General features: G+C 72.8%; 21 protein-coding genes. 7 read left to right on the forward strand and 14 right to left on the reverse strand.

Annotated elements, in window-relative coordinates:
• Positions 1–191: 191 nt before the first annotated feature.
• From JHAT_RS01125 to JHAT_RS01160, 8 genes are all read right to left on the reverse strand, one after another.
• A complete protein-coding gene (locus JHAT_RS01125; protein ID WP_077796086.1) occupies positions 192–845 on the reverse strand; it encodes a response regulator transcription factor in 654 nt (217 codons plus the stop codon).
• Positions 830–2,098 carry a sensor histidine kinase gene (locus JHAT_RS01130; protein WP_077796087.1) on the reverse strand — a complete coding sequence of 423 codons (1,269 nt, stop codon included), beginning with the start codon at positions 2,096–2,098 and terminating at the stop codon, positions 830–832. The genes JHAT_RS01125 and JHAT_RS01130 overlap by 16 nt, the downstream gene beginning before the upstream one ends.
• 51 nt (positions 2,099–2,149) lie before the next feature.
• Positions 2,150–3,169: an SDR family oxidoreductase gene (locus tag JHAT_RS01135; protein WP_077796141.1), complete on the reverse strand. Its 1,020-nt coding sequence runs from the start codon at positions 3,167–3,169 to the stop codon at positions 2,150–2,152.
• Positions 3,170–3,238: 69 nt separating this feature from the next.
• Entirely contained in the window at positions 3,239–3,832 is a 594-nt protein-coding gene (locus JHAT_RS01140) for a winged helix-turn-helix domain-containing protein (protein ID WP_077796088.1), read from the reverse strand.
• Positions 3,833–3,946: 114 nt separating this feature from the next.
• The gene (locus JHAT_RS35700) at positions 3,947–4,069 is read right to left on the reverse strand and encodes a hypothetical protein (RefSeq protein ID WP_077796089.1); all 123 of its coding nucleotides are present in this window, start codon (positions 4,067–4,069) and stop codon (positions 3,947–3,949) included.
• 153 nt (positions 4,070–4,222) lie between these two features.
• On the reverse strand, positions 4,223–5,254 hold the full coding sequence (glnII, locus tag JHAT_RS01150; RefSeq protein ID WP_077796090.1) for a glutamine synthetase: 1,032 nt from the start codon (positions 5,252–5,254) through the stop codon (positions 4,223–4,225).
• 287 nt (positions 5,255–5,541) lie between these two features.
• Positions 5,542–6,243 carry a hypothetical protein gene (locus tag JHAT_RS01155; RefSeq protein WP_077796091.1) on the reverse strand — a complete coding sequence of 234 codons (702 nt, stop codon included), beginning with the start codon at positions 6,241–6,243 and terminating at the stop codon, positions 5,542–5,544.
• Positions 6,244–6,402: 159 nt separating this feature from the next.
• Entirely contained in the window at positions 6,403–6,762 is a 360-nt protein-coding gene (locus JHAT_RS01160; RefSeq protein WP_077796142.1) for an arsenate reductase family protein, read from the reverse strand.
• Positions 6,763–6,936: 174 nt separating this feature from the next.
• On the opposite strand from JHAT_RS01160, the gene JHAT_RS01165 reads away from it, so the two are divergent.
• Positions 6,937–7,251, forward strand: coding sequence for a hypothetical protein (locus tag JHAT_RS01165; protein WP_077796143.1), 315 nt, complete (start codon positions 6,937–6,939; stop codon positions 7,249–7,251).
• Positions 7,252–7,324: 73 nt separating this feature from the next.
• Here JHAT_RS01165 and JHAT_RS01170 read toward each other — a convergent pair whose 3' ends face one another.
• The 3 genes from JHAT_RS01170 to JHAT_RS01180 form a co-directional block, all read right to left on the reverse strand.
• A complete protein-coding gene (locus tag JHAT_RS01170) occupies positions 7,325–7,903 on the reverse strand; it encodes a hypothetical protein (RefSeq protein WP_077796092.1) in 579 nt (192 codons plus the stop codon).
• Positions 7,904–7,907: 4 nt separating this feature from the next.
• A complete protein-coding gene (gene htpX, locus JHAT_RS01175) occupies positions 7,908–8,825 on the reverse strand; it encodes a zinc metalloprotease HtpX (RefSeq protein ID WP_077796144.1) in 918 nt (305 codons plus the stop codon).
• 62 nt (positions 8,826–8,887) lie between these two features.
• Complete coding sequence (locus JHAT_RS01180) at positions 8,888–9,259, reverse strand: helix-turn-helix domain-containing protein (protein WP_077796093.1); 372 nt, start codon at positions 9,257–9,259, stop codon at positions 8,888–8,890.
• Positions 9,260–9,352: 93 nt separating this feature from the next.
• Between JHAT_RS01180 and JHAT_RS01185 the strand changes: the two genes are divergently transcribed.
• Positions 9,353–10,192 (forward strand): SDR family oxidoreductase, encoded by an 840-nt coding sequence (locus JHAT_RS01185; RefSeq protein ID WP_077796094.1) that lies wholly within the window; start codon positions 9,353–9,355, stop codon positions 10,190–10,192.
• 65 nt (positions 10,193–10,257) lie between these two features.
• On the opposite strand, the gene JHAT_RS01190 is transcribed toward JHAT_RS01185, so the two are convergent.
• The 3 genes from JHAT_RS01190 to JHAT_RS01200 form a co-directional block, all read right to left on the reverse strand.
• The gene (locus tag JHAT_RS01190; protein WP_077796095.1) at positions 10,258–10,518 is read right to left on the reverse strand and encodes a hypothetical protein; all 261 of its coding nucleotides are present in this window, start codon (positions 10,516–10,518) and stop codon (positions 10,258–10,260) included.
• A 204-nt stretch (positions 10,519–10,722) separates the two neighbouring features.
• On the reverse strand, positions 10,723–11,808 hold the full coding sequence (locus JHAT_RS01195) for a serine hydrolase domain-containing protein (protein WP_253195361.1): 1,086 nt from the start codon (positions 11,806–11,808) through the stop codon (positions 10,723–10,725).
• 211 nt (positions 11,809–12,019) lie between these two features.
• The gene (locus JHAT_RS01200; RefSeq protein WP_253195362.1) at positions 12,020–12,943 is read right to left on the reverse strand and encodes a LuxR C-terminal-related transcriptional regulator; all 924 of its coding nucleotides are present in this window, start codon (positions 12,941–12,943) and stop codon (positions 12,020–12,022) included.
• A gap of 259 nt (positions 12,944–13,202) precedes the next feature.
• Between JHAT_RS01200 and JHAT_RS34495 the strand changes: the two genes are divergently transcribed.
• The 5 genes from JHAT_RS34495 (at position 13,203) to JHAT_RS34915 (ending at position 19,798) form a co-directional block, all read left to right on the forward strand.
• Entirely contained in the window at positions 13,203–13,340 is a 138-nt protein-coding gene (locus tag JHAT_RS34495) for a hypothetical protein (protein WP_216353412.1), read from the forward strand.
• 239 nt (positions 13,341–13,579) lie between these two features.
• Positions 13,580–16,087 (forward strand): PEP/pyruvate-binding domain-containing protein, encoded by a 2,508-nt coding sequence (locus JHAT_RS01205; RefSeq protein ID WP_077796097.1) that lies wholly within the window; start codon positions 13,580–13,582, stop codon positions 16,085–16,087.
• A gap of 2 nt (positions 16,088–16,089) precedes the next feature.
• Positions 16,090–17,325, forward strand: coding sequence for a hypothetical protein (locus JHAT_RS01210; RefSeq protein ID WP_171990687.1), 1,236 nt, complete (start codon positions 16,090–16,092; stop codon positions 17,323–17,325).
• A complete protein-coding gene (locus JHAT_RS01215; RefSeq protein WP_077796099.1) occupies positions 17,325–18,107 on the forward strand; it encodes an HAD-IIA family hydrolase in 783 nt (260 codons plus the stop codon). The genes JHAT_RS01210 and JHAT_RS01215 overlap by 1 nt, the downstream gene beginning before the upstream one ends.
• Positions 18,104–19,798, forward strand: a complete 1,695-nt coding sequence (locus JHAT_RS34915; RefSeq protein ID WP_216353413.1) for an alkaline phosphatase family protein — start codon at positions 18,104–18,106, stop codon at positions 19,796–19,798. Before JHAT_RS01215 ends, JHAT_RS34915 begins: the two co-directional genes overlap by 4 nt.
• The last annotated feature ends 2 nt before the right edge of the window (positions 19,799–19,800 follow it).

Raw genomic sequence — 19,800 nt, forward strand, 5'->3', positions numbered from 1 at the left:
TCCGGGCCGGAAGCCACCGTGTCGACGGAGGCGGAGTCACGGAACTCCTCCGACTTCTTCGTGAGGAGCACCGGGCACCGAGGCGCCCGACCTGAGTGAAGCGGCTCCCTTGATTACGGGAGCCGCTCCGAGGATGTTCAGCCGTTCCGGAAATTACTGAGGGCTGTGGGACGGGCGGGACGCGGGAAAGGTCAGCGGCCGCGGTCCAGATACGCCAGAACCGCCAGGACACGGCGGTTGTCGTCGTCCGAGACCTCGAGGCTCAGCTTGGCGAAGATGTTCGCCGTGTGCTTCGCGATCGCGCGCTCCGTGACGACGAGCCGGCCCGCGATCGCCGCGTTGGTGCGCCCCTGCGCCATCAGCTCCAGCACCTCCAGCTCCCGGGGCGTCAGCCGTTCCAGCGGCCGGTCCTGTGCCGCACGCCGGCTGAGCAGCTGCTGGATGACCTGCGGATCCATCGCCGTGCCGCCCGCCGCCACCCGCCGCACGGCGTCCACGAACTGCTCGGCGTCGAACACCCGGTCCTTGAGCAGGTACCCGACCCCGCCGCTGCCGTCGGCGAGCAGCTCGCGCGCGTACAGCTGCTCCACGTGCTGCGACAGCACCAGCACCGGCAGCCCCGGCCGCTCCCGGCGGGCGGCCAGCGCGCACTGCAGGCCCTCGTCGGTGTGCGTGGGCGGCAGCCGGACGTCGACCACGGCGACGTCCGGCTCCAGTTCGGCCAGCGCCCGGGACAGCTCGGGGCCGGACTCGACGGCCGCGGCGATCTCGAAGTCGTGGGCCTGGAGGAGCCGGACCAGTCCGTCGCGCAGCAGGAACAGGTCTTCGGCTAGGACAACGCGCAAGGGATCTCCATGGTGACCATGGTGGGGCCGCCCGCCGGGGAGCTGACGGCCAGGACGCCGTCGAATGTACCCAGCCGCCGCTCCACCCCGGCCAGCCCCGACCCCGCCCCGGCCACCGCACCGCCCTTGCCGTCGTCGGTGACCGAGATGCGCAACCGCCCCTCGGCGTGGTGCACGTCGACCCAGATCCGGTCGGCGCCGGAGTGCTTCACGGCGTTGGTGAGCACCTCGCTGACCGCGAAGTACGCGGCCGACTCCACGGGCGCCTCCGCGCGGCCGGGCAGGTCCACGTCGGTCTCGACCGGGACGGGCAGCCGCAGCGCCAGCGCCCGTACGGCGTCCCCGAGTCCGCGTTCGGCGAGGACCGGCGGGTGGATGCCGCGCACCAGCTCGCGCAGCTCCGTCAGCGCCTCGGCGGAGGACCGCCGGGCCTGCGCCAGCAGTTCGCGGGCCCTGGCCGGGTCCTTCTCGATCAGTGCCTCGACGGTGCCCAGGTCCATGCCCATGGCGACCAGCCGGGCCTGCGCCCCGTCGTGCAGGTCCCGCTCGATGCGGCGCAGTTCGGCGGCGGAGGTGTCGACGGCGTCGCGGCGCGTCTCGGTCAGCACGCGCACCCGCTCGGCCAGTTCGCCCTCGCCGCCGCCCAGCAGGCCGGCGGTGAGCCGGAAGTGGGCGCGCAGCATGCGCGGGGCGAGCCAGAGGGCCGGCACCAGGAGGACGACGGCCAGCGCGGCGGCGTAGTACGCGGAGGTCTGGTCGGTGACGTGCACGAAGCCGTACCAGTAGCCGTCGGGCATCGCCCGCCACAGCCCCGCCGCGATCACGAGCCCCTCCAGCGGATACAGGGGCAGCGCGAAGGCGAGCAGCGCGGTGACGAAGCCCACCGTCATGTCGGCCGGCAGCCAGCGGAAGTCCCGCCAGGTCGCCGGGTCGCCGAGCATGCCGAAGGTGCGGGCCCACGGGTTGGCGTCCGCCGGCAGCGGCCGGTACGTCCGCGGGACGCGCACCCCGCCCCACTCGGCGGCCAGCAGCCGCCGCCGGTCCGCGAAGGCCCGCACCCCCGTCAGCACCCACGGGGTGGTGACGATGCCGACGCCGATCGGGACGAGTGCGATCGACAGCAGGGTCAGGCAGAAGCACAGCACCGCGCCGGGGAGGCAGACCAGCGCCAGGGCCAGTCCCCGTACGGCCGCCAGGCCCACGTCCCGTATCCGCATCCCGCTGCTGCCGTCGCGCGTCGTCTCGAAGCTCATGGCCCCAGTCTCGCGGAGCCGGGAAGGCGGGTCACGGGGCCGGGCACCCGGTCAGGGGGTGGTGCCAGGTACACCCCCGGCCGCCGCGAGCACCTTCGCCTCCGTCTCCGGGTCCAGCCCCACCGGCGGCCGGTCCGGGCGCCGCGGCGCCGTGCCGCCGACGGCCCGCAGCCAGGCCCAGGTGTCGGAGACGGTCTCGGCGACCGGACGGCAGCGCAGCCCCGTCGCCAGCGCCCGGGAGACGTCGGCCGTGTGCAGGGCGTCGTGCAGGTCGCTGCCCGGCGGCACCCACACCGGCAGCTGCGTCCACGGCTCGACACCGGCGTCGAGGACGGCGTCGGGGGCCGTCCAGCGCAGTTCGGCCGCGCCTCCCGTGGCCCGGACGCAGGCGTCGAGCAGGGCGCCCATGGTGGTGTGCCCCGGCGCGGAGACCAGGTTGTACGGCCCGCTCAGCTCCTGCTCCACCGCGCCGAGGGCCCAGGCGGCGAGGTCGCGGACGTCGACGTACTGCAACGGCAGGTCGCGGGGTCCGGGCGCGAGCACCGGGCCGCCGCGCGCGACGCGGCCCAGCCACCACGGCAGCCGCCCGATGTTCTCGTACGGGCCGAGGATCAGTCCGCTGCGCACGAGCACCGAGCGGTCCGCGCCGAAGGCGTCCTGGACGGCCAGTTCGGCGCCCCGCTTGTCCCGGGCGTAGTCGCTCCGCCCGGCGTCCGCCGCCGCGCCCTCGACCAGCGGGGCGTCCTCGGTGTACCCGGCGGGAGGGGCCCACGCGTACACCGAGCAGCTCGACACGTACACGTACCGTCCGGCACGGCCGGCCAGCAGCCGCGCCGCGTCCAGCACCGCGCGGGGCGCCGCCGACCAGGTGTCGACGACGGCGTCCCAGGTGCCCTCGGCCAGGGCGGTGAGCCCGTCGGGCGCGGTGCGGTCGCCGTGCAGCGACCGCACCCCGGCCGGCGGCGCGTGCCGCCCCCGGTGGAAGACGGTCACCTCCCAGCCGCGCCCGAGGGCCGCCTCCACCACGGCCCGCCCCACGAACTCCGTACCGCCCAGCACCAGTAGCCTCATGCGGACCACTCTGCCCGGTGCGGCGGCCCCGGGGAACGGTCCTCTGCCGACGGCAGAGCGCCCGCGTCCTCAGTGTCCGGTGGGCGGCGTGTACTTGTAGCCGACGCGTCGCACGGTCTGGATCGTCCGGCGGTGCTCGTTGCCCAGCTTGCGGCGCAGCCGGGCGACGTGCACGTCCACGGTGCGGCCGTCGCCGACGTGGCCGTAGCCCCACACCGTGGTGACGAGCTGGTCGCGGGTGTGGACCCGGTGCGGGTGCGCCACGAGGTGGGCGAGCAGCTCGAACTCGAGGTAGGTGAGGTCGAGTCGGCGTCCGTCCACGGAGGCGGTCCGGCGCGCGGGGTCGATCCGCACCAGCGGGTCGTCGAGGACGTCGGCCTCCTGCGCGTCCTGCCGCGCCTCGTCGGGTGCGGCCGCCGGCGCGAAGGGCGGCTGCTGGCCGGCGGGGACGAGCACCAGGTAGCCGACCATGGGCGGTCGGCCCGGCAGCGTGGGCAGGGTGTGCGGGGGAGCGGGCAGCCAGGTGGCGCCCGGCGGCAGGAAGTCCCTGACGTCCACCACCTCGTCCCGGTCCACGGCCCGCAGCCGGTGGCGGGCCGGGGAGACGGGAGCGGGGGCGGTGGCGGGAGCGGGAGCGGGGGAGAGGGAACGGGTGGTCGCCATGAGAGGTCAGCTCTTTCGCGCGAGGAGTTCGTCGGGAGGACGACGGCCGCGGCACGGCGGCCGGGGCGTCGGGGACGTACGTCGTGCGCGTCGGCGAAAGCCGGGACTACGGCTTCACAGGGCCGGCGCGGTCGTCGCGCGGCAACACACCCGGTCGAAGTCGTGGTGCTGACGGGAGGGCCAGAAGGGCTCGAGGTCGTGGCGACCCGTCGCTGCGTGCTTCTGGAAGGCGGACATGGGTCCATTGAAGCAGAAGGCCGCCCGGTTCAGGAGACTCCTCTCACTGCTTGGACGTCCGCCGGCGTCCTCCTGACACCTCGTCGGCCGGGGACCGACGCCGAAGGGGGCGCCCGCCGTCGTGGCGGACGCCCCCTTCCGGGACGGTGCGGATCAGACCTGACCGGCCTTCTCCAGGGCGGAGCAGCAGGTGTCCACCAGCAGGCGGGTCACCACGTACGGGTCGACGTTGGCGTTGGGACGGCGGTCCTCGATGTAGCCCTTGCCGTCCTTCTCGACCTGCCAGGGGATGCGGACCGAGGCGCCGCGGTCGGAGACGCCGTAGGAGTACTCGTTCCACGGGGCGGTCTCGTGCAGGCCGGTCAGGCGGTCGTCGATGCCGGCGCCGTAGTTCTTGACGTGGTCCATCGGCTTGGAGCCCTCGCCGAGCGACTCGCAGGCGGTGATGATCGCGTCGTAGCCCTCGCGCATCGCCTTGGTGGAGAAGTTGGTGTGCGCGCCGGCGCCGTTCCAGTCGCCCTTGACCGGCTTGGGGTCGAGGGTGGCGGAGACACCGAAGTCCTCGGCGGTGCGGTAGAGCAGCCAGCGGGCCACCCACAGCTGGTCGGAGACCTCCAGCGGCGCCAGCGGGCCGACCTGGAACTCCCACTGGCCGGGCATGACCTCGGCGTTGATGCCGGAGATGCCGAGGCCGGCCTTCAGGCAGTTCTCCAGGTGCGCCTCGACGACGTCGCGGCCGAAGATCTCGTCCGAGCCGACACCGCAGTAGTAGCCGCCCTGCGCAGCCGGGAAGCCGCCCTCGGGGAAGCCGAGCGGGCGGGCACCCTTGAAGAAGGTGTACTCCTGCTCGATGCCGAAGATCGGCTCCTGCGCGGCGAACCGCTCGGAGAGCTCGGCCAGCGCGGCACGGGTGTTCGTCGGGTGCGGCGTCAGGTCCGTGTCGAGGACCTCGCACAGCACCAGGATGTCGTCGCCGCCGCGGATCGGGTCGGGGCAGGAGAAGACCGGCCTGAGCACGCAGTCCGAGGAGCTGCCCTCGGCCTGGTTGGTGGAGGAGCCGTCGAAGCCCCACAGGGGGAGGGCGTCCAGACCGGCCGGGGCGTCCGTGATGATCTTCGTCTTGGAACGGAGCTTGGCCGTCGGCTCGGTGCCGTCGATCCAGATGTACTCGGCCTTGAAGGTCACGGGGACACATCCTTCGGGGTGGGTCTGGGCGCACTTGCGGGTGCTGCGGCGCTGCGGCATCGAGGCGCCGCCTCTACTGCCGTGCAGAGTGTCAACGGGCGATTTCCCGTCCGTTGCCCGTATGTGAACCCCGTGTTACCTGGGGAAGGTGTGGCGCGACTCACGACCCCCGGCCTCCGCTCGGTGCGGGCGAGCGGAGGCCGGGGGCGGGGAGAGAGGGAGTCACCCGGTCAGCGGGTCATGGAGCATGGGTCATGGAGCATGGGTCATGGAGCATGGGTCATGGGTCAGCCCACCTTCTCGATCAGGGCCCGGCGGATCAGGAACTTGCCCTGCTCCCGGACCTGTTCGAAGGCGGCGTCGTTGAGCAGCACGCAGCTGCCGGAGACCGAGTTCACCTCCACGGTCGTGGACTTGTCGTTGTCCAGGTTGGTCACCCTGAGCTTGGTGCCCACGGGGAACTGGTTGCTGGAGGCGGCCGGGGCGCCGCCCTCGCCGGAGAGGGTGACGGTGGAGCCGTTGCACACCTGTTCACCGGCCTGCGCGGCGCCGCCCGCCTGGTCCCCGGCCTGCTGACCGGCCGCTTCCTGCCCGGCTCCCGCCTGCCCGGCGTCCTGGCCCGCGTCCTGGCCGTCCTGCGGCGGCTGCGCGGCCTGGGAGTCCTGAGCCGACTCCCCCACCGCGCACCCGGACGCCTCCTGCTTGCGCTCGATCTCCGCGACGACCGCCTCGCGGTTGGCGATCCGGGCCTCGGACTGCGCGTCGGGTGCGGCCCGCTGGCCCTCGATGAAGCGCTGGTTGTTGCCGAGTGCGGTGGCCAGGCCCTGGCAGACGGTGGAGTCCTGCGCGGACCTGGTCTGCGCGTCCTGGGTGGTCTGGGCGGCGTTCGAGGTGTTCGCCATCACGAAGGCCCCGGCGCCCGCCACCGACGCGGCGCTCACCAGCAGTGCGATCTTCTTCTTCGTACCGAGACTTCTCCTGCGCGACATGCGCGCCTCCTGAAGAGGTAGGGGAGCGTACGTCGCTAGGTACGAGATATCGAACGCGGTTGCTCAGGGGTCACGGGGATCCACCGGAGTAACCTGCGTCACAGCCGGGTCGAGGGGGCGCGCCGGGGGCCCCGGGTCCGGCCACCGGCGGTGCGGTGCTCAGCGGGACAGGGCGTCCCGTACCGCGTCCTCGGAGCGGCCCACGACGGCCGTTCCGTCGTCCGCCGTGATGATCGGGCGCTGGATCAGCTTCGGGTGCGCGGCGAGCGCGGCGACCCAGCGGTCGCGTGACGCCTCGTCACGGGGCCAGTCCTCCAGTCCGAGTTCCCTGGCGTCGGCCTCGCCGGTGCGGGTGATGTCCCACGGTTCGAGGCCGAGACGGGTGAGGACCTCGCGGATCTCGTCCTCGCTCGGCACGTCCTCCAGGTAGCGGCGGACGGTGTAGTCGGCGCCCTCGGCGTCGAGCAGGCTGATGGCGCTGCGGCACTTGGAACAGGCCGGGTTGATCCAGATCTCCATGCCGCACACGGTAGCCCGAGGGGCGCGGAACCCGTTCTCCCCACACGCCTCGGCACCCCCGAAAGCCCTTGTGGCCAGGGGCTTTTGTCAGTGGGGAGCGGTAAAATAGAAGCAGTGTTCGAGGGTGTCGCCGGGGTGTCCGGACGGCGCCCCGACCGCGACAGGAGGATGCCCGTGTCCGCAGCCGCACTGAAGCAGAAGCCCTTGCCCACCCAGTCGACCGCCGAGCGACCCGTCCTGCTCGACCTGCCGTACCAGCCCGTGGTGAAGCGTCCGCTGCCGGCGGGCCGCCCCCGCGAGTGGTACGTCACGCACAACCGCCGGCTCAAGGCGATGCGACTCGCCATCGCCCTGCTCGACTCCGGCGTCTACCTGCCGAACCAGGCCCGCAACGAGACGATACGCAGCGCCGCGGAGACGATCGGCGTGCACCCGCCGTCGGACACGACGTGCCACATGGTGCGGGCGCTGATGCGGTACTCGCGGTGACGCGGGCGCGGGGCACCGTCTCCTTCCGACGGCGCCCCGCGCTGCCGTTGCCGTCTCCCCGGGCCCGCGCCGGTCACAGCCCGGGCGCGCCCCACACCGGGAACCACCGGCCCAGGTCCTCCTCGACCGGCAGCTCGCCGGAGAGCACCGCCCGTATCCGCAGCTCCAGCGCGGTGTCCCGCTGCTCCCGGTCACCGGGCAGGGGCGCGAAGGGGTAGAAGGTGCCCCGCTTGTACAGGTAGACCAGCGCGAGCCGGCGCCCGTCGTCGTGGCGGAAAGCGGCCAGGGAGCACAGCAGCTGCGGTCCGAAGCCGTTGACCTCCAGCGAGCTGTTCACCGCGTGCAGGTCGTTCACCAGCAGGGGCAGCTCGCCGGGGGAGCGGTGCGAGACGAGCCAGGAGTAGCCGTAGGAGTCCTGGCACAGTTCCACCGGGGTGCGGCCGGCGTCCGCGTCCAGCAGCGCCCGCACCTCGCGGTGCGTCTGCTCGAAGGCGGCGCCCTCTACCGTCGCGAAGCACACCGCGCCCTGCCCGGTCGGCGTGAGACCGGTCGCCGCCTCGAGGGCCACCGCCGCCGAGGGCAGCGCGAAGAGCCGGTCCAGATCGGGCGTCACGGGCTTGGAGCGGCCCAGCAGGATGTCCAGCAGGCCCATCGGTTCAGGCCTTCCCGGGCGCCGCCGGCTCACCCAGCTCGGCGGAGATCCGGCCCAGCTGCTCGAGCCGCTGCTCCAGGCCGGGGTGGGTGGAGAAGAACCGCCCGAGACCCGGCTCGGCGCCGAGGGCGGGCGTGAAGTAGAAGGCGTTGAAGGCCTGGGCCGTGCGCAGGTCCTCGGTCGGGATGCGGGCGATGTCGCCGGTCACCTTGGTGAGCGCCGCCGCCAGTGCCGAGGGGCGGCCGGTGAGCAGGGCGGCGGCCCGGTCCGCGGCCAGCTCCCGGTACCGGGACAGGGCCCGGATCAGCACGAAGCTCACCGTGTACACCGCCGCGGAGACGCCCATCACGGCCGCGAACACGACCAGGGTGTTCTGGTCCCGCCGTCCGCCGCCGAACAGCTGGGAGTAGAAGGCGAACCGCACGATCAGCCCCGCGATCACGCCGAGGAAGGACGCGACCGTGATCACGGCGACGTCCTTGTGCGCCACGTGCGACAGCTCGTGCGCGAGCACCCCCTCCAGCTCGGCCGGCTCCAGCCGGCGCAGCAGGCCGGTGGTCACGCAGACCACCGCGTTGTCCGGGTTCCGCCCGGTCGCGAACGCGTTCGGCATGTCCATCGCCGACACGGCGACCACCGGCTTCGGCATGCCGGCCATCGCCGAGAGCCGGTCGACCACCGCGTGCAGCTGCGGGTACTCGTCCCGCTCCACGACCCGCCCCCGCATCGCGAACAGCGCGACGCGGTCGGAGAACCAGTACTGCGCGCCCAGCATCAGGGCCACGATCACCACGACGAGGACCCAGGACTTCAGCAGCACGATCAGCGCGGCGACGAAGCCCACGTACAGCAGGCCGAGCAGGAACAGCGTGATCCCCATGCGCGTGGTCAGTCGCCGGTCGCTGTGGAAGCGGCTCTGCATCTGCATCACCCCGCGGTCGCGAACTCGTCCCGCTGTCCAGTGTGCACCCGGCGTCCTCGGCGCTACGGCGCGCCGGGCAGCGACAGCCTCCGGGTGATCCGGCCGAACAGGTCCATCAGCGGCTCGCCGACGTCCCGGCCGAACTCGGTCAGCCCGTACGTGACCTGTGGCGGCGTCGTCGGCTCGACCTTCCGCCAGACCAGGCCGTCCTCGACCAGGGCGCGCAGGGTCTGGGCGAGCATCTTCTCGCTGATGCCCTGGATGCTCTCCCGCAGCTCGAAGAACCGGAGGTCGTTGCGCCGCAGGGATATCAGCACCCAGATGCCCCACCGGCTGGTCACGCGGTCCACCATGTCGCGCGCGAGGCAGTCCGTCCGGAACACGTCGTAGCGCTGACCGGTCCCGGCCTCTCCGCGCTGCACACCTTCCGTCATGACAGGAGCTTACTTCAAAGTGTGTCCTTACCAAAAGTTAGCCCCTGCTCCTAGTGTGAAGGCATACGGAGGACATCCGACAAGGAGCTGAACATGATCGTGGTGACCGGGGCCACCGGGAACATCGGCCGACCGCTGACGCGGGCGCTGGCGGAGGCGGGCGAGCAGGTGACGGCGGTGTCACGGCGTCCGGCGGCGGTGCCGGACGGAGTCCGCCACGTGGTGGCCGACCTCGCCGATCCGGCCGGCCTGGAGCCCGTGCTGACCGGGGCCAAGTCGCTGTTCCTGCTGCTGCCCGGCGACCTGCACGCCACGGGAGCCGACCCCGCCGCCGTCATCGGCGCAGCCGCGGACAGCGGTGTCCGGCGCATCGTCCTGCTCTCCACGCTCAGCGTGGTGACCCGACCCTTCGGGGCGACGCGGATCGCGATGCGCGCGCTGGAGGACACACTGCGGGAGTCCGGCCTGGAGTGGGCCGTCCTGCGACCCGGCGGCTTCGCCTCCAACGCACTGTGGTGGGCCGAGTCCGTCCGCGCGCAGCGGGTCGTCGCCGCGCCCTTCGGCGACGTCGGAATGCCGCTCGTCGACCCGGCGGACATCGCCGCGGTGGCGGCGGCCTGCCTGCTGGACGACCGGTACACCGGCGGCGCGTACGAACTGACCGGCCCGGAGGTGATCACTCCGCGCGGGCAGACGGAGGCCATCGCCGCCGCGCTGGGCTCACCCGTGGCGTTCCACGAGCTGACCCGCGACGAGGCCAGGGCCGCCCTGGTGCGGAACATGCCCGCCGAGATCGCCGACGACACCCTGGACATCCTCGGCGAGCCGAGCCCCGCCGAGCTGCGCGTCAGCCCGGACGTCGAGCGCATCCTCGGCCGCGCACCGCTGCCCTTCGCCGACTGGGCGGCCCGCAACGTCGACGCGTTCCGCTGAGACCGGGCGGTACCACCCGGTACCGGGCGGTACCACCCGGTACCGGGCGGTACCACCGGTGGGTCCTAGTAGGACGACCGGAAGTCGGCGTACCCGAGCAGCACGATCACGGCGGCCACGCAGCCGAGCACCACGGCCGTGGACACCCACGACGACCGGCGGCCGGATCCCCTGTGGTCGGGGTCGGCGCGGAAGGGGACCGGTCCGGGCGGGTTCTCCTTCCAGCGCGCGGCGAGCATCCGGGCGCGGGCGGAGGGTTCCTTGTACTCGGCCCCCTCGGCCCACTCCAGGTCGAACTCCCGCTGCTCGTCGTCCCGTTCGGACATCCCCGCCCCTCTCCCCGTTTCGCCGGTCGAACATCCGTGTTGGTACACCAGGGAGGTCGGCCCGCGCAAACGACTCCTGCTCTCCCGCGACGCGGGCGGCGACCGCTCCCGGACGGTGGCCGCCCTGCGCGAGATCCCGCCGGGGCTGAAGGACCGGGGGTAGGCGTTCGGCTTCCCGGTCCGCCGACCCCCGGGGCCGGGCCGCTACTCCTGGTCGCCGGCCGCCGACTTCACCACCTCGTCGATCAGCAGCCTGTTCTCCCGGTCCGCGCTCTCCCCGAGCGCGAACCGGCTGCGGACGTAGCCGTACGCGAGGCCGAGGCGCGGGCTCGCGAAGGCGACGGAGCCGGCCGCCCCGGAGTGGCCGAAGGAGTCCGGACCGAGGGCCGGGTGAAGGTCGTCGAAGACCTGGAAGCCCAGCGCGAACCGGCTCTCCTGGCCGCCCACGGCGTCGACACCCGTGAAGTGGATCTCGCTGAACGTCGCCATGGTGTCCGCGGTGAGCAGCGCCGGCCTGTCGTCCAGCCCGCCGATGACCGCCGCGTAGGCGCCGGCCACGCCGCGGGCCGAGGCGACCCCGCCCGCCGAGCCCTGTCCGAGGGCCCGGGTGCGCCGGAAGTTCGGGAAGACGGACAGGTCCGGCATGTACTTGGTGCTGAAGGCGACGGAGACCAGCCGCGGCACCTCCGGCACGATCTCGTCCGGGTCCGGGACGGCGGGCTCCACGGGCAGGTAGCGGGGCTCCAACTCCTCGGGCAGGCCCAGATAGAAGTCGACGCCGTACGGCCGCCGCACCCGCTGCTCCCACCAGTCCTGGAGGGTCCGCCCGGTGACGCGGCGAACGACCTCGCCGGTGAGGGCGGCGATGACGAGCCCGTGGTAGCCGGAGGCCGTGCCGGGCTTCCAGTAGGGAGCCTGTGCGGCGAGCCGGTCGGCGAGCAGGCGGTCGTCGGCCAGTTCCTCGATCGTGAAGACCTCGTCGACGCCCGGCACCCCGGCCTGGTGGGCCAGCAGCTGCCGCAGCGTGACCTCGTCCTTGCCGGCCGCGCCGAACTCGGGCCAGTACGCGGCCACCGCGCGGTCCAGGTCGAGGACGCCGTCCTGGACGAGCAGGGCGACGACGAGATGGGCCGCGCCCTTGCTCACCGAGAACACGCCGGTCAGCGTGTCCCCGTCGGTCACGGGCCCGGCCCAGAGGTCCACCACCCGCACGCCCCGGCGGTACACCGCCAGTTGCTGCCCGGTCGGCTGCGGCTGCTCCCGCGCCAGCCGCGCGAAGACCTCACGCACCCCTTCGTATCCGGCGTGGACGTGTCCACGCACCGTCGGCCCGCCCGTCGGTCCGCCGTCGCCGGTCGTGCCGCTGTGAGTCCCACCGTGGTCGGTCAACCGTCTCTCCCCTTGTCGGTTCCGTGTCGTCCGTGTCGGTTCCGTTGCGCGGTGCATCGTTTCTGCCCAGGCGGCCGCACCGGCACGCCTGCGCCCCTCCGGGCGGACGCCGTCAGTCGTCGTGCTGGGCGCGGACCGTCAGCAGATAGCCGGCCTGGAAGCGGCTCTGCGCGCCCAGCTCCTCCATGATGTCCGCGATGTGGCGTCGGCAGGTGCGCACCGACATGCCCAGGCGGGCGGCGATGGAGGCGTCCGTGAGGCCTTCGACGAGCAGCCGGACGATGGCCTGCTTGATGTCCCCGGCGACCTCGGCCCGGGTGCCGAAGGCCACCGCGTAGGGCTCGGCCGCCAGCCACAGCCGTTCGTAGGTCTCCACGATGAAGGCGACCACGTTCGGCTCGCGGACCACGGCCGCGCCCAGCCGGTTGCCGGGCAGGGAGATGACCGCCGTCTCCCCGTCGAAGACCAGCAGCCGGCTGAAGTGGTCGTCCAGCGTACGCACCTGCGCGCCCAGCTCCGACATGTGGTCGACGTAGGCGGCGGTGCCCGGGCTGAACCTGGCGGTGTGCTGGTACAGGACGCGCATCCGCACGCCCCGGCCGAGGGCTGCCCGGTCCCGGGGCGCGGCTTCGTTGAGGACGTCCTCCTCACGGGCGCCGCCCGGCTGGGCCGTCAGTATCTCGGTGCGGGCCCGCGCGGTCAGGTCGGCGATGACCGCGCGGACCTCGTCGAGGTCCGGCACCACTTCGAACCTGCTCTCCCGCTCCCGGGCGAACTGGCTCGTCTCGAAGTCGGGGAGGAAGGACATGATCGATGCCCTGGCCTCCTCCGCGAAGGCGCGGCGGGAGCGGATCTCGCGCTCGACCGGGCTGACGACACGGGCCACGGCCTCCTCGGGTGCCACCGCGCGCAGTTCGTCGGCGGGGCCGCCGCGCAGCAGCCCCAGGTCCAGCAGCTCCCGGACGGCGGCGCCGACGCGCTCCGCGGGCAGGCCGGTCGCCCGGCTGAAGGAGTTGACTGAAATGGTCTCCCCCATGGCGTGTTGTAGTGCATAGGAATACACACTCCGCAGGACCGTACTGCTTACTCCGCTTCCATCCGTATCGGTCAACTCATCCCCCCATAAGGTCATATGTAGACCTGGCATCAACCTGCCATGCAGCTAGATGAGTCATTCTGCGCCCTCATGCACCTGCCAGTCCTGGCATGGTGATTCATCCAGCCCCCATCGACGCGAAGGAGCTTCTGTGGCGGGTCGGTGAACAAAGACCACCATGCAGATGAAGGCAGGGAACATGAAGATTGCGCGCAAGACGGTTCTCGCCGGCTGGATCCTGGCCGCGGCACTCGGTGTGCTCGGCGGCGCGACCGCGAGCACCGACACCGTGAGCACGGCCGGCGGCGCCTCGACCTTCGACACCGGCTGGGGCTGATCCCCGACCCCGCTGGTTCCGTCAGTTCAGGTAGTCCGACAGCTCCGTCAGTTCCGACAGCTGTTCCTTCGGCGCCCCCCGTCACGTGGCCGCGCCCCCAGGTCCTGTCGTCACCCGGGCCTCTCCGCATCCCTCGCCGCCACCCTTCCCGTGGCCGCGGCCTTCCGGGCCCCTGCGCGGGGACGGCTCTCCGAGGCTCCTCACACCTCTCTCACGAGAACGAGCGAACAGGTCACCCCATGATTCTGACCGGGAGTGAGATCGCGCGCGAACGGGCGAATGGTCGTATCACCATCGAGCCGTTCACGCCCGAGCAGGTCAACCCCAACAGTTACAACTTCCGCCTCGGCAAGACCCTGCGGGTCTACCAGGAGATGCCGCTGGACGCCCGGCGCACCAACGACTTCGAAGAGGTCGAGATCCCGGACGACGGCTATGTGCTGGAGCCCGGACGGCTCTATCTGGCCCACACCGTCGAGGTGCTGGGCAGCGAGCACTACGCGCCCACGTTCGCGGCCCGCTCCTCGGTCGCCCGGCTGGGTCTGTTCATCAACCTCTCCGCGAGCCTCGGCGACATCGGCTACACCGGCCAGTGGACGCTGCAGCTGTACACGATGAACCGGGTGCGGGTGTACCCCGGCATCAACATCGGCCAGATGATGTGGTGGCGTCCGCAGGGCGAGATCGTCCTGTACGACGGCAAGTACCAGGGGTCCGTCGGCCCCCGCTCCAGCGACATCCACGTCGACTTCGACAAGCAGTTCGCCCGCCAGCGCTTCCCCGGGCTCGGCGCGAGCTTCGACGCGAACGACGTCGGCCCCAAGTTCGCCCAACTCGCCGTCTCCAGCCACGACTTCCCCGTACCGGCCGCCTTCTGCGTGCCCGCGGGCGAGTTCACGGACGCGCTCAGTGCCGAGCAGAACGCCGCGCTCGCCGACGCCTTCGGCGACCTGAAGGCCACCGTGGGCGCGTTCTTCACCGACTCCGTCGCCAAGATCCAGAAGATCGGCGCCGAGATCCGCGTCCCCGAGCAGGCCCGCAAGCTGCTGGCCGCCCGGCTGCACGAGATGTTCCCGGACGCCGGGGACGACCGGACCGAACTGGCCGTGCGCTCCTCGGGCCTCGACGAGGACACCGAGGCCTCCAGCCTCGCCGGGATCCACCAGTCCGTGCTCGGGGTCAGCGGCGTGGACGCGGTCGTCGACGCCGTCGAGCGGTGCTGGCGCTCCTACTACGAGGCCCCGGCCGTCGCCGCCCGCATTCGCGCCGGCGACTTCTCGCCCGCGCCCCGGCTCGCCGTGATCGTCCAGCGGCTCGTCCGCCCGGCTCTCGCGGGTGTCGCGTTCACCGGGCTGGACGGCGACGGCGACCGGGTGTCCGTCGAGTACGTCGAGGGCCTCGCCGACGAGCTGGTCGCCGGCGTCGCCGTACCGCGGCGTGCCGAGTCGGCCGCGCCCGGCACCGGTCCCGAGGTACCGGACGCGGCCGAACAGCGGGTTCTGGCCCAGGTCGTGGACCTGGCCCGGCGGCTGCGCGCGAGCCGCGGACAGGACGTGGACCTGGAGTGGGCGGCCGACGCCGACGGCGTCCACCTCGTCCAGGTGCGCCCGCTCACCGCGGCCCGCGAGACCGTCCACGCCAGCACCGAGCCGGTCACCGAGGCGCACCGGCTGTACGTCGACGAACTGCCCGCCGACTTCAACCTCGGTGCGGTGGCCGCCGTCTACAGCGGCTACAGCGCCAAGCGCGGTCCCGCGCACCGGCTGGCCCACGAGCACGGGGTGTCCACCGGCGCCGGCTGGGTGATCCGCTTCAACGGCCGTGGCCTGCACGGCGACGAGGGCGCCCGGGCGCTGCGCGACACGCTGGCCGGCGGCACCGACGAGTGCGTCCTCGACTTCGGCGACACCCTGCGCCAGATCGTGGTGCCCAAGGAGGAGGTGCCCCGCCAGCTCGCCGTCACCACCGGCGCGTCCGCGGACGGCACCGACCTGCACACGGTGGTGGTGCGCGACTTCGTCCGCGGCGAGCTCGGGGTGATCTCCCGACGGGCGGGCGAGGCCGGCCTCGTCGTCGAGTACACCGACGAGGGCCTGATGGCCCTGAACCGCGGCACCGCGGGCGGCGAGGCGATCGTCGTCAAGGACGTGACGGCGGGCTACGACGACGACGCCAACGTGACCTGCCCGGCCGGGGGCACGGTGCTGCGTCCGCACCTCGACGAACTCGCCCGCTTCACCGCGGCGATGCACGCCAAGCACGGGCCGGTGACCCTGGAGTGGGTCTTCGACCGGGGCACGCTGTACTTCGTCGACTACTCGGTGCTCGGCGGCGACGACACCGTCACCGTCGCCCACGGAGAGGTCTGCATCTCCCCCGGCACCGCCCGGGGACCGCTGCTGCGCCTGGACGACGACGCGCTGCTGCGCCGCCTGTCCATCGGCCCGGCCGTGAGCATCGACAAGTCCCAGGACGTCACCGAGCACGAGGGCCTGGCCCGCATCCTCGACCTGGTCAGGTCCTACGACGAGAAGCCCGTGATCAGCGCCGCCCGGCCGTACGCGGTGCTCTCCGTGCTGCTGGAGCACGTCGCGGGGTTCGTCTTCGACCAGGGCTCGGCACTGGGACACCTGGCGATCCTGCTGCGCGAGGCCCGCATCCCCGCGGTGACCGCCGCCGGGATCAGCGGAACCGAGGCAGTGATCAGCGATGGCACGGTCGCGACGACCGGCCGCAAGGGAGAGTGACCGTGAGCGAGACCACCCCCACCCCCGCCGGACGACGGGCCTGGCTGGCCCTGGGCGGCCTGCACCTCCTCAACGGCACGGCCCCGCTCGCCGGATCCGACCCGGTCGTCCTCGTCGAGCTCGGCTCCCCGGTGGAACAGGCCTTCCCGAGCAACACGGTCGTCCTGCGCTGGGACCGGCTCGGCCCGCTGGAGCTGGCCGTCCGCACCGTCGACGGAACCCGCCGGCACACCGCGAAGGCGGCTGGCGACGAGCTCTTCCCCGGCATGCTGCCCGGCCGGAAGCTGCGCGCGGCCGTCACCGAGGTGACCGGTCGGGACACCGGCCCGCTGGTGCCGCTGTTCTACGTCACCGCGGACGGCGACCGGGCCCACGTGCACAGCCAGATCCGCTTCCTGGCCGAGGACGCCTGCTTCATCCGGATCACGCCCGAGGCCGTGGACACGGCCGGCGTCGAGGAGCTGGCCTGGCTGCCGGAGGCGGTCCGGCTGCACGCGGAGCAGTTCCTCTTCCTCAACAACCACCAGCGGTACTACCGCAAGTGCTTCAGCGGCAAGGAGCTGGAGTACAAGTACACGCTCACCCCGCCCGTGGACTCCTGGACGCTGACGGTGGAGCTGTACCGGAGCCTGCTGGACGGCGAACTGCCCGGCTACGTCATGGAGTACCGGGACGAGTACCAGGCCTGGGACTACCTCAACCACCTCTTCGAGGTCACCGGCCCCACCGAGGCCGAGCGCGGCTACGCCTCCTTCATCCCCACCACCGACGGCAAGCACCTGCTGAAGCGGAAGTGGTACGCCGAGGACACCTTCGACCGCAGGGAGAGCCACACCTACGGGCTCGACCTGGCCGACGACGGCGGCTTCGAGCGGTACGTCCGCGACGAACTGAAGGTGGAGGCCGTCCGGCTGCCGTCGTTCCGCCGCGTCCGCTACGACATCAACTTCGAGTCGGTGCGCACCGGTCACGTCTACGGCGTCTTCTTCGACCACTGCAGCCTGGTCGAGGCGCGCGAGGTGACGCTCAACCAGTGCGAGCTGGAGTACCTGCGCAGCCGGGTCGCCGTCGAGCCCGACGAGGCCGAGGTGCTGGCCGAGATGGAGGAGATCGCCGGCTGGCTGGAGGCGTTCCTGCGCGAGCACGGACTGGACGACCGGCGGGGCTTCTACTCCAAGCGCACCTTCCTCAAGGACGCCGTCGCGGCCCGGCCCGAGCTGGCCCGGAAGGTCGGCTGATGACGGGCGGCGCCGTGCGGGCGGTCCTGCTCGACCTGGAGGGCACCCTGTACGCCCGGGGCGCGGTGATCGACGGCGCGGTGGAGGCGGTGGCGGCCCTGCGCGAACTGGGCGTGGGGCTGCGCTTCCTGACCAACACCGACTCCAGGACGGCGGAACACCTCCGGGGCGAGCTGGCCGGGTACGGCCTGGCGGTGGCGGAGGAGGAGCTGTTCACCCCCGTGGTGGCGGCGGGCCGGCTGCTGACCGCCGCCGGGGCCCGCACCTACCCCCTGGTCTCCCGCGAGCTGCGCGCGGCGCTGCCGACCCTGGTGGACGAACCGCCGTACAGCCACGTGCTGATCGGGGACTGCCGGGACACCCTGGACTACGCCGCGCTCGACGGCGCCTTCCGCGCGGTGCGGGACGGGGCGGCGCTGCTGGCCCTGCAGACGGGCCGCTACTTCAAGCGGGCCGACGGGGACCACCTGGACACCGGCGCGGTCGTCGCCGCCGTCACGTACGCCGCCGGGACCGAGGCGAGGGTGCTGGGCAAGCCCGCGACCGACTTCTTCGAACTCGCGGCCGGCTCCCTGGACGTGCCCGTCACGGCGTGCGTGGTGGTCGGCGACGACGCGACGACCGACATCGCCGGGGGCCGTGCGGCGGGGCTGCGGACCGTGCAGGTCCGCACGGGCAAGTACGCCGACCAGAAGGCCGAGGGGCTGACCGGGCAGGCCTCGCACGAGCTGGACTCCGTCGCCGGACTGCCGGGGCTGATCCGGGAGTGGGGCGTCCTATGACCGTCTACTGGGTGGTCTGGGACGCCGGGGCGCACTGGGTGGTGGACCGGCTGGAACGCGAGGGCGCCCTGCCCAACGTCAGCCGGATGCGGGAGCGCGGCGTGTTCACGGCCGCGCGCCCGGCCCGGCCCAACTGCCAGACCCCGCCGTCCCTCGCGACCCTGTTCACCGGCACCTGGCCGGCCGAGCACCGGGTCACCGGCTTCACCGTGCCGGGTGCCGGGAACGGCGTCGCCAGCCACGTCAGCGGCTTCTCCCCGGGCTTCCCGGCCATGCCCACCGTGTGGGAGGCGATGTCCGAGAACGACCTGACCAGCGCGCTGGTCCACGCCCCCTGGGTCTTCGACGCCGACGACCACGTCGGGCCGCACATCGACGGCGCGGTGGAGGCGTACAGCGACCGGCTCACCCGGCACGCCCTGCGCACCCTGGACCCCGGCCCCGGCGAACAGCCCTGGGACATCGGCGGCCACCGCGTCGACGCCCTGGTCGAACGGGCCCCGGACGGGACCGAGCGGGTACGGCTCATCGGCGGCGGACGACCGCTGCTGCTGGACCCCGACCAGGGATGGCAGCCCCTGGGACTGGACCCGCGCCACGGCACCTGGGTGCGCTGCGTCCGGGTGGACGGGCGGCTGCTGCTGGTGCACACCGGGGTCTGGCGGACGCGTACCGCCGGGCGCAACACCAAGATGCTGCACCGGCTCGCGCAGTGCCCGCCGTTCGCCGGCGAGGGGGTCGGGCCGCTCTACCGCAGGGCGGCGTTCGGGCCCCGGCTGGCGGAGGGCGGGGACGGCTCGGCCGAGGAGGTCTTCCTGTCCTCGGTGGAGTGCGTCGCCCGGTCCTTCGGCGCCGCGGCCGACGCGGTCCTGGAGACCCACGACGCCGACCTGGTCGTCGTCTACCTGCCGATGACCGACGACGTGGGCCACGAGTTCCTCGGCTGGTGCGACGAGCGCAGCGCGGCCCACCGCCCGGACCTCGCCGCCCGCGTGTGGTCGTACGTGCGGCGCTGCCACCGCTGGTCGGACGCGATTCTCGGCCGGGTCCTGGACCGGGCCGGCACCGAGGACACCGTGGTGCTCGGCGCGGACCACGGCATGGTCGGCAGCACCCGCCTGGTGCATCTCAACGACCAGCTGGTGCGGTCCGGCCTCGCGGTGCGGGGTGCCGACGGGGAGCCGGACCCGGCGGGTTCCCAGGTCTTCTACCATCCGGCGAACAACGGCTCCCTGTGGCCCGGCGAACGCACGGCCGGCGATCCCGCGCGGGCCCGGCAGGCGATGGCGCGGGCGCGGGCCGCCCTGTCCGCGATCACCGACCCCGAGACGGGCCGCCCCGTGGTGGCCGGCTTCCTCGACGGCGACGGCTCACCGCTCACCGACACCCGGGCCGACCCCGCGGTGACCTATGTCGCCCTCGCCGACGACTACCAGCCCAGCTCCCTGCTGCTGGGGGAGGGCCCGGTCGTGCGGCGGGTCGCCAAGACCGGCGCCCACGTGGTCAACACCGGGGACAGCAGGCTCCACGCGATCCACGCCGCGATCGGACCGGGCATCCGGCCCGGCCGCGCCGTGGGCGTCCTCGACAACACCCTGCCGGCCGCGCTGGTCCTCGGTCAGCTGGGCCTGGGCACGGACGCCGAGCGCCTGTACGACTCCGGCCCTTTCGAACCGACCGACGAAGGATGATG

Source organism: Streptomyces sp. JHA26, from assembly GCF_002005565.1.
GTDB lineage: Bacteria > Actinomycetota > Actinomycetes > Streptomycetales > Streptomycetaceae > Streptomyces.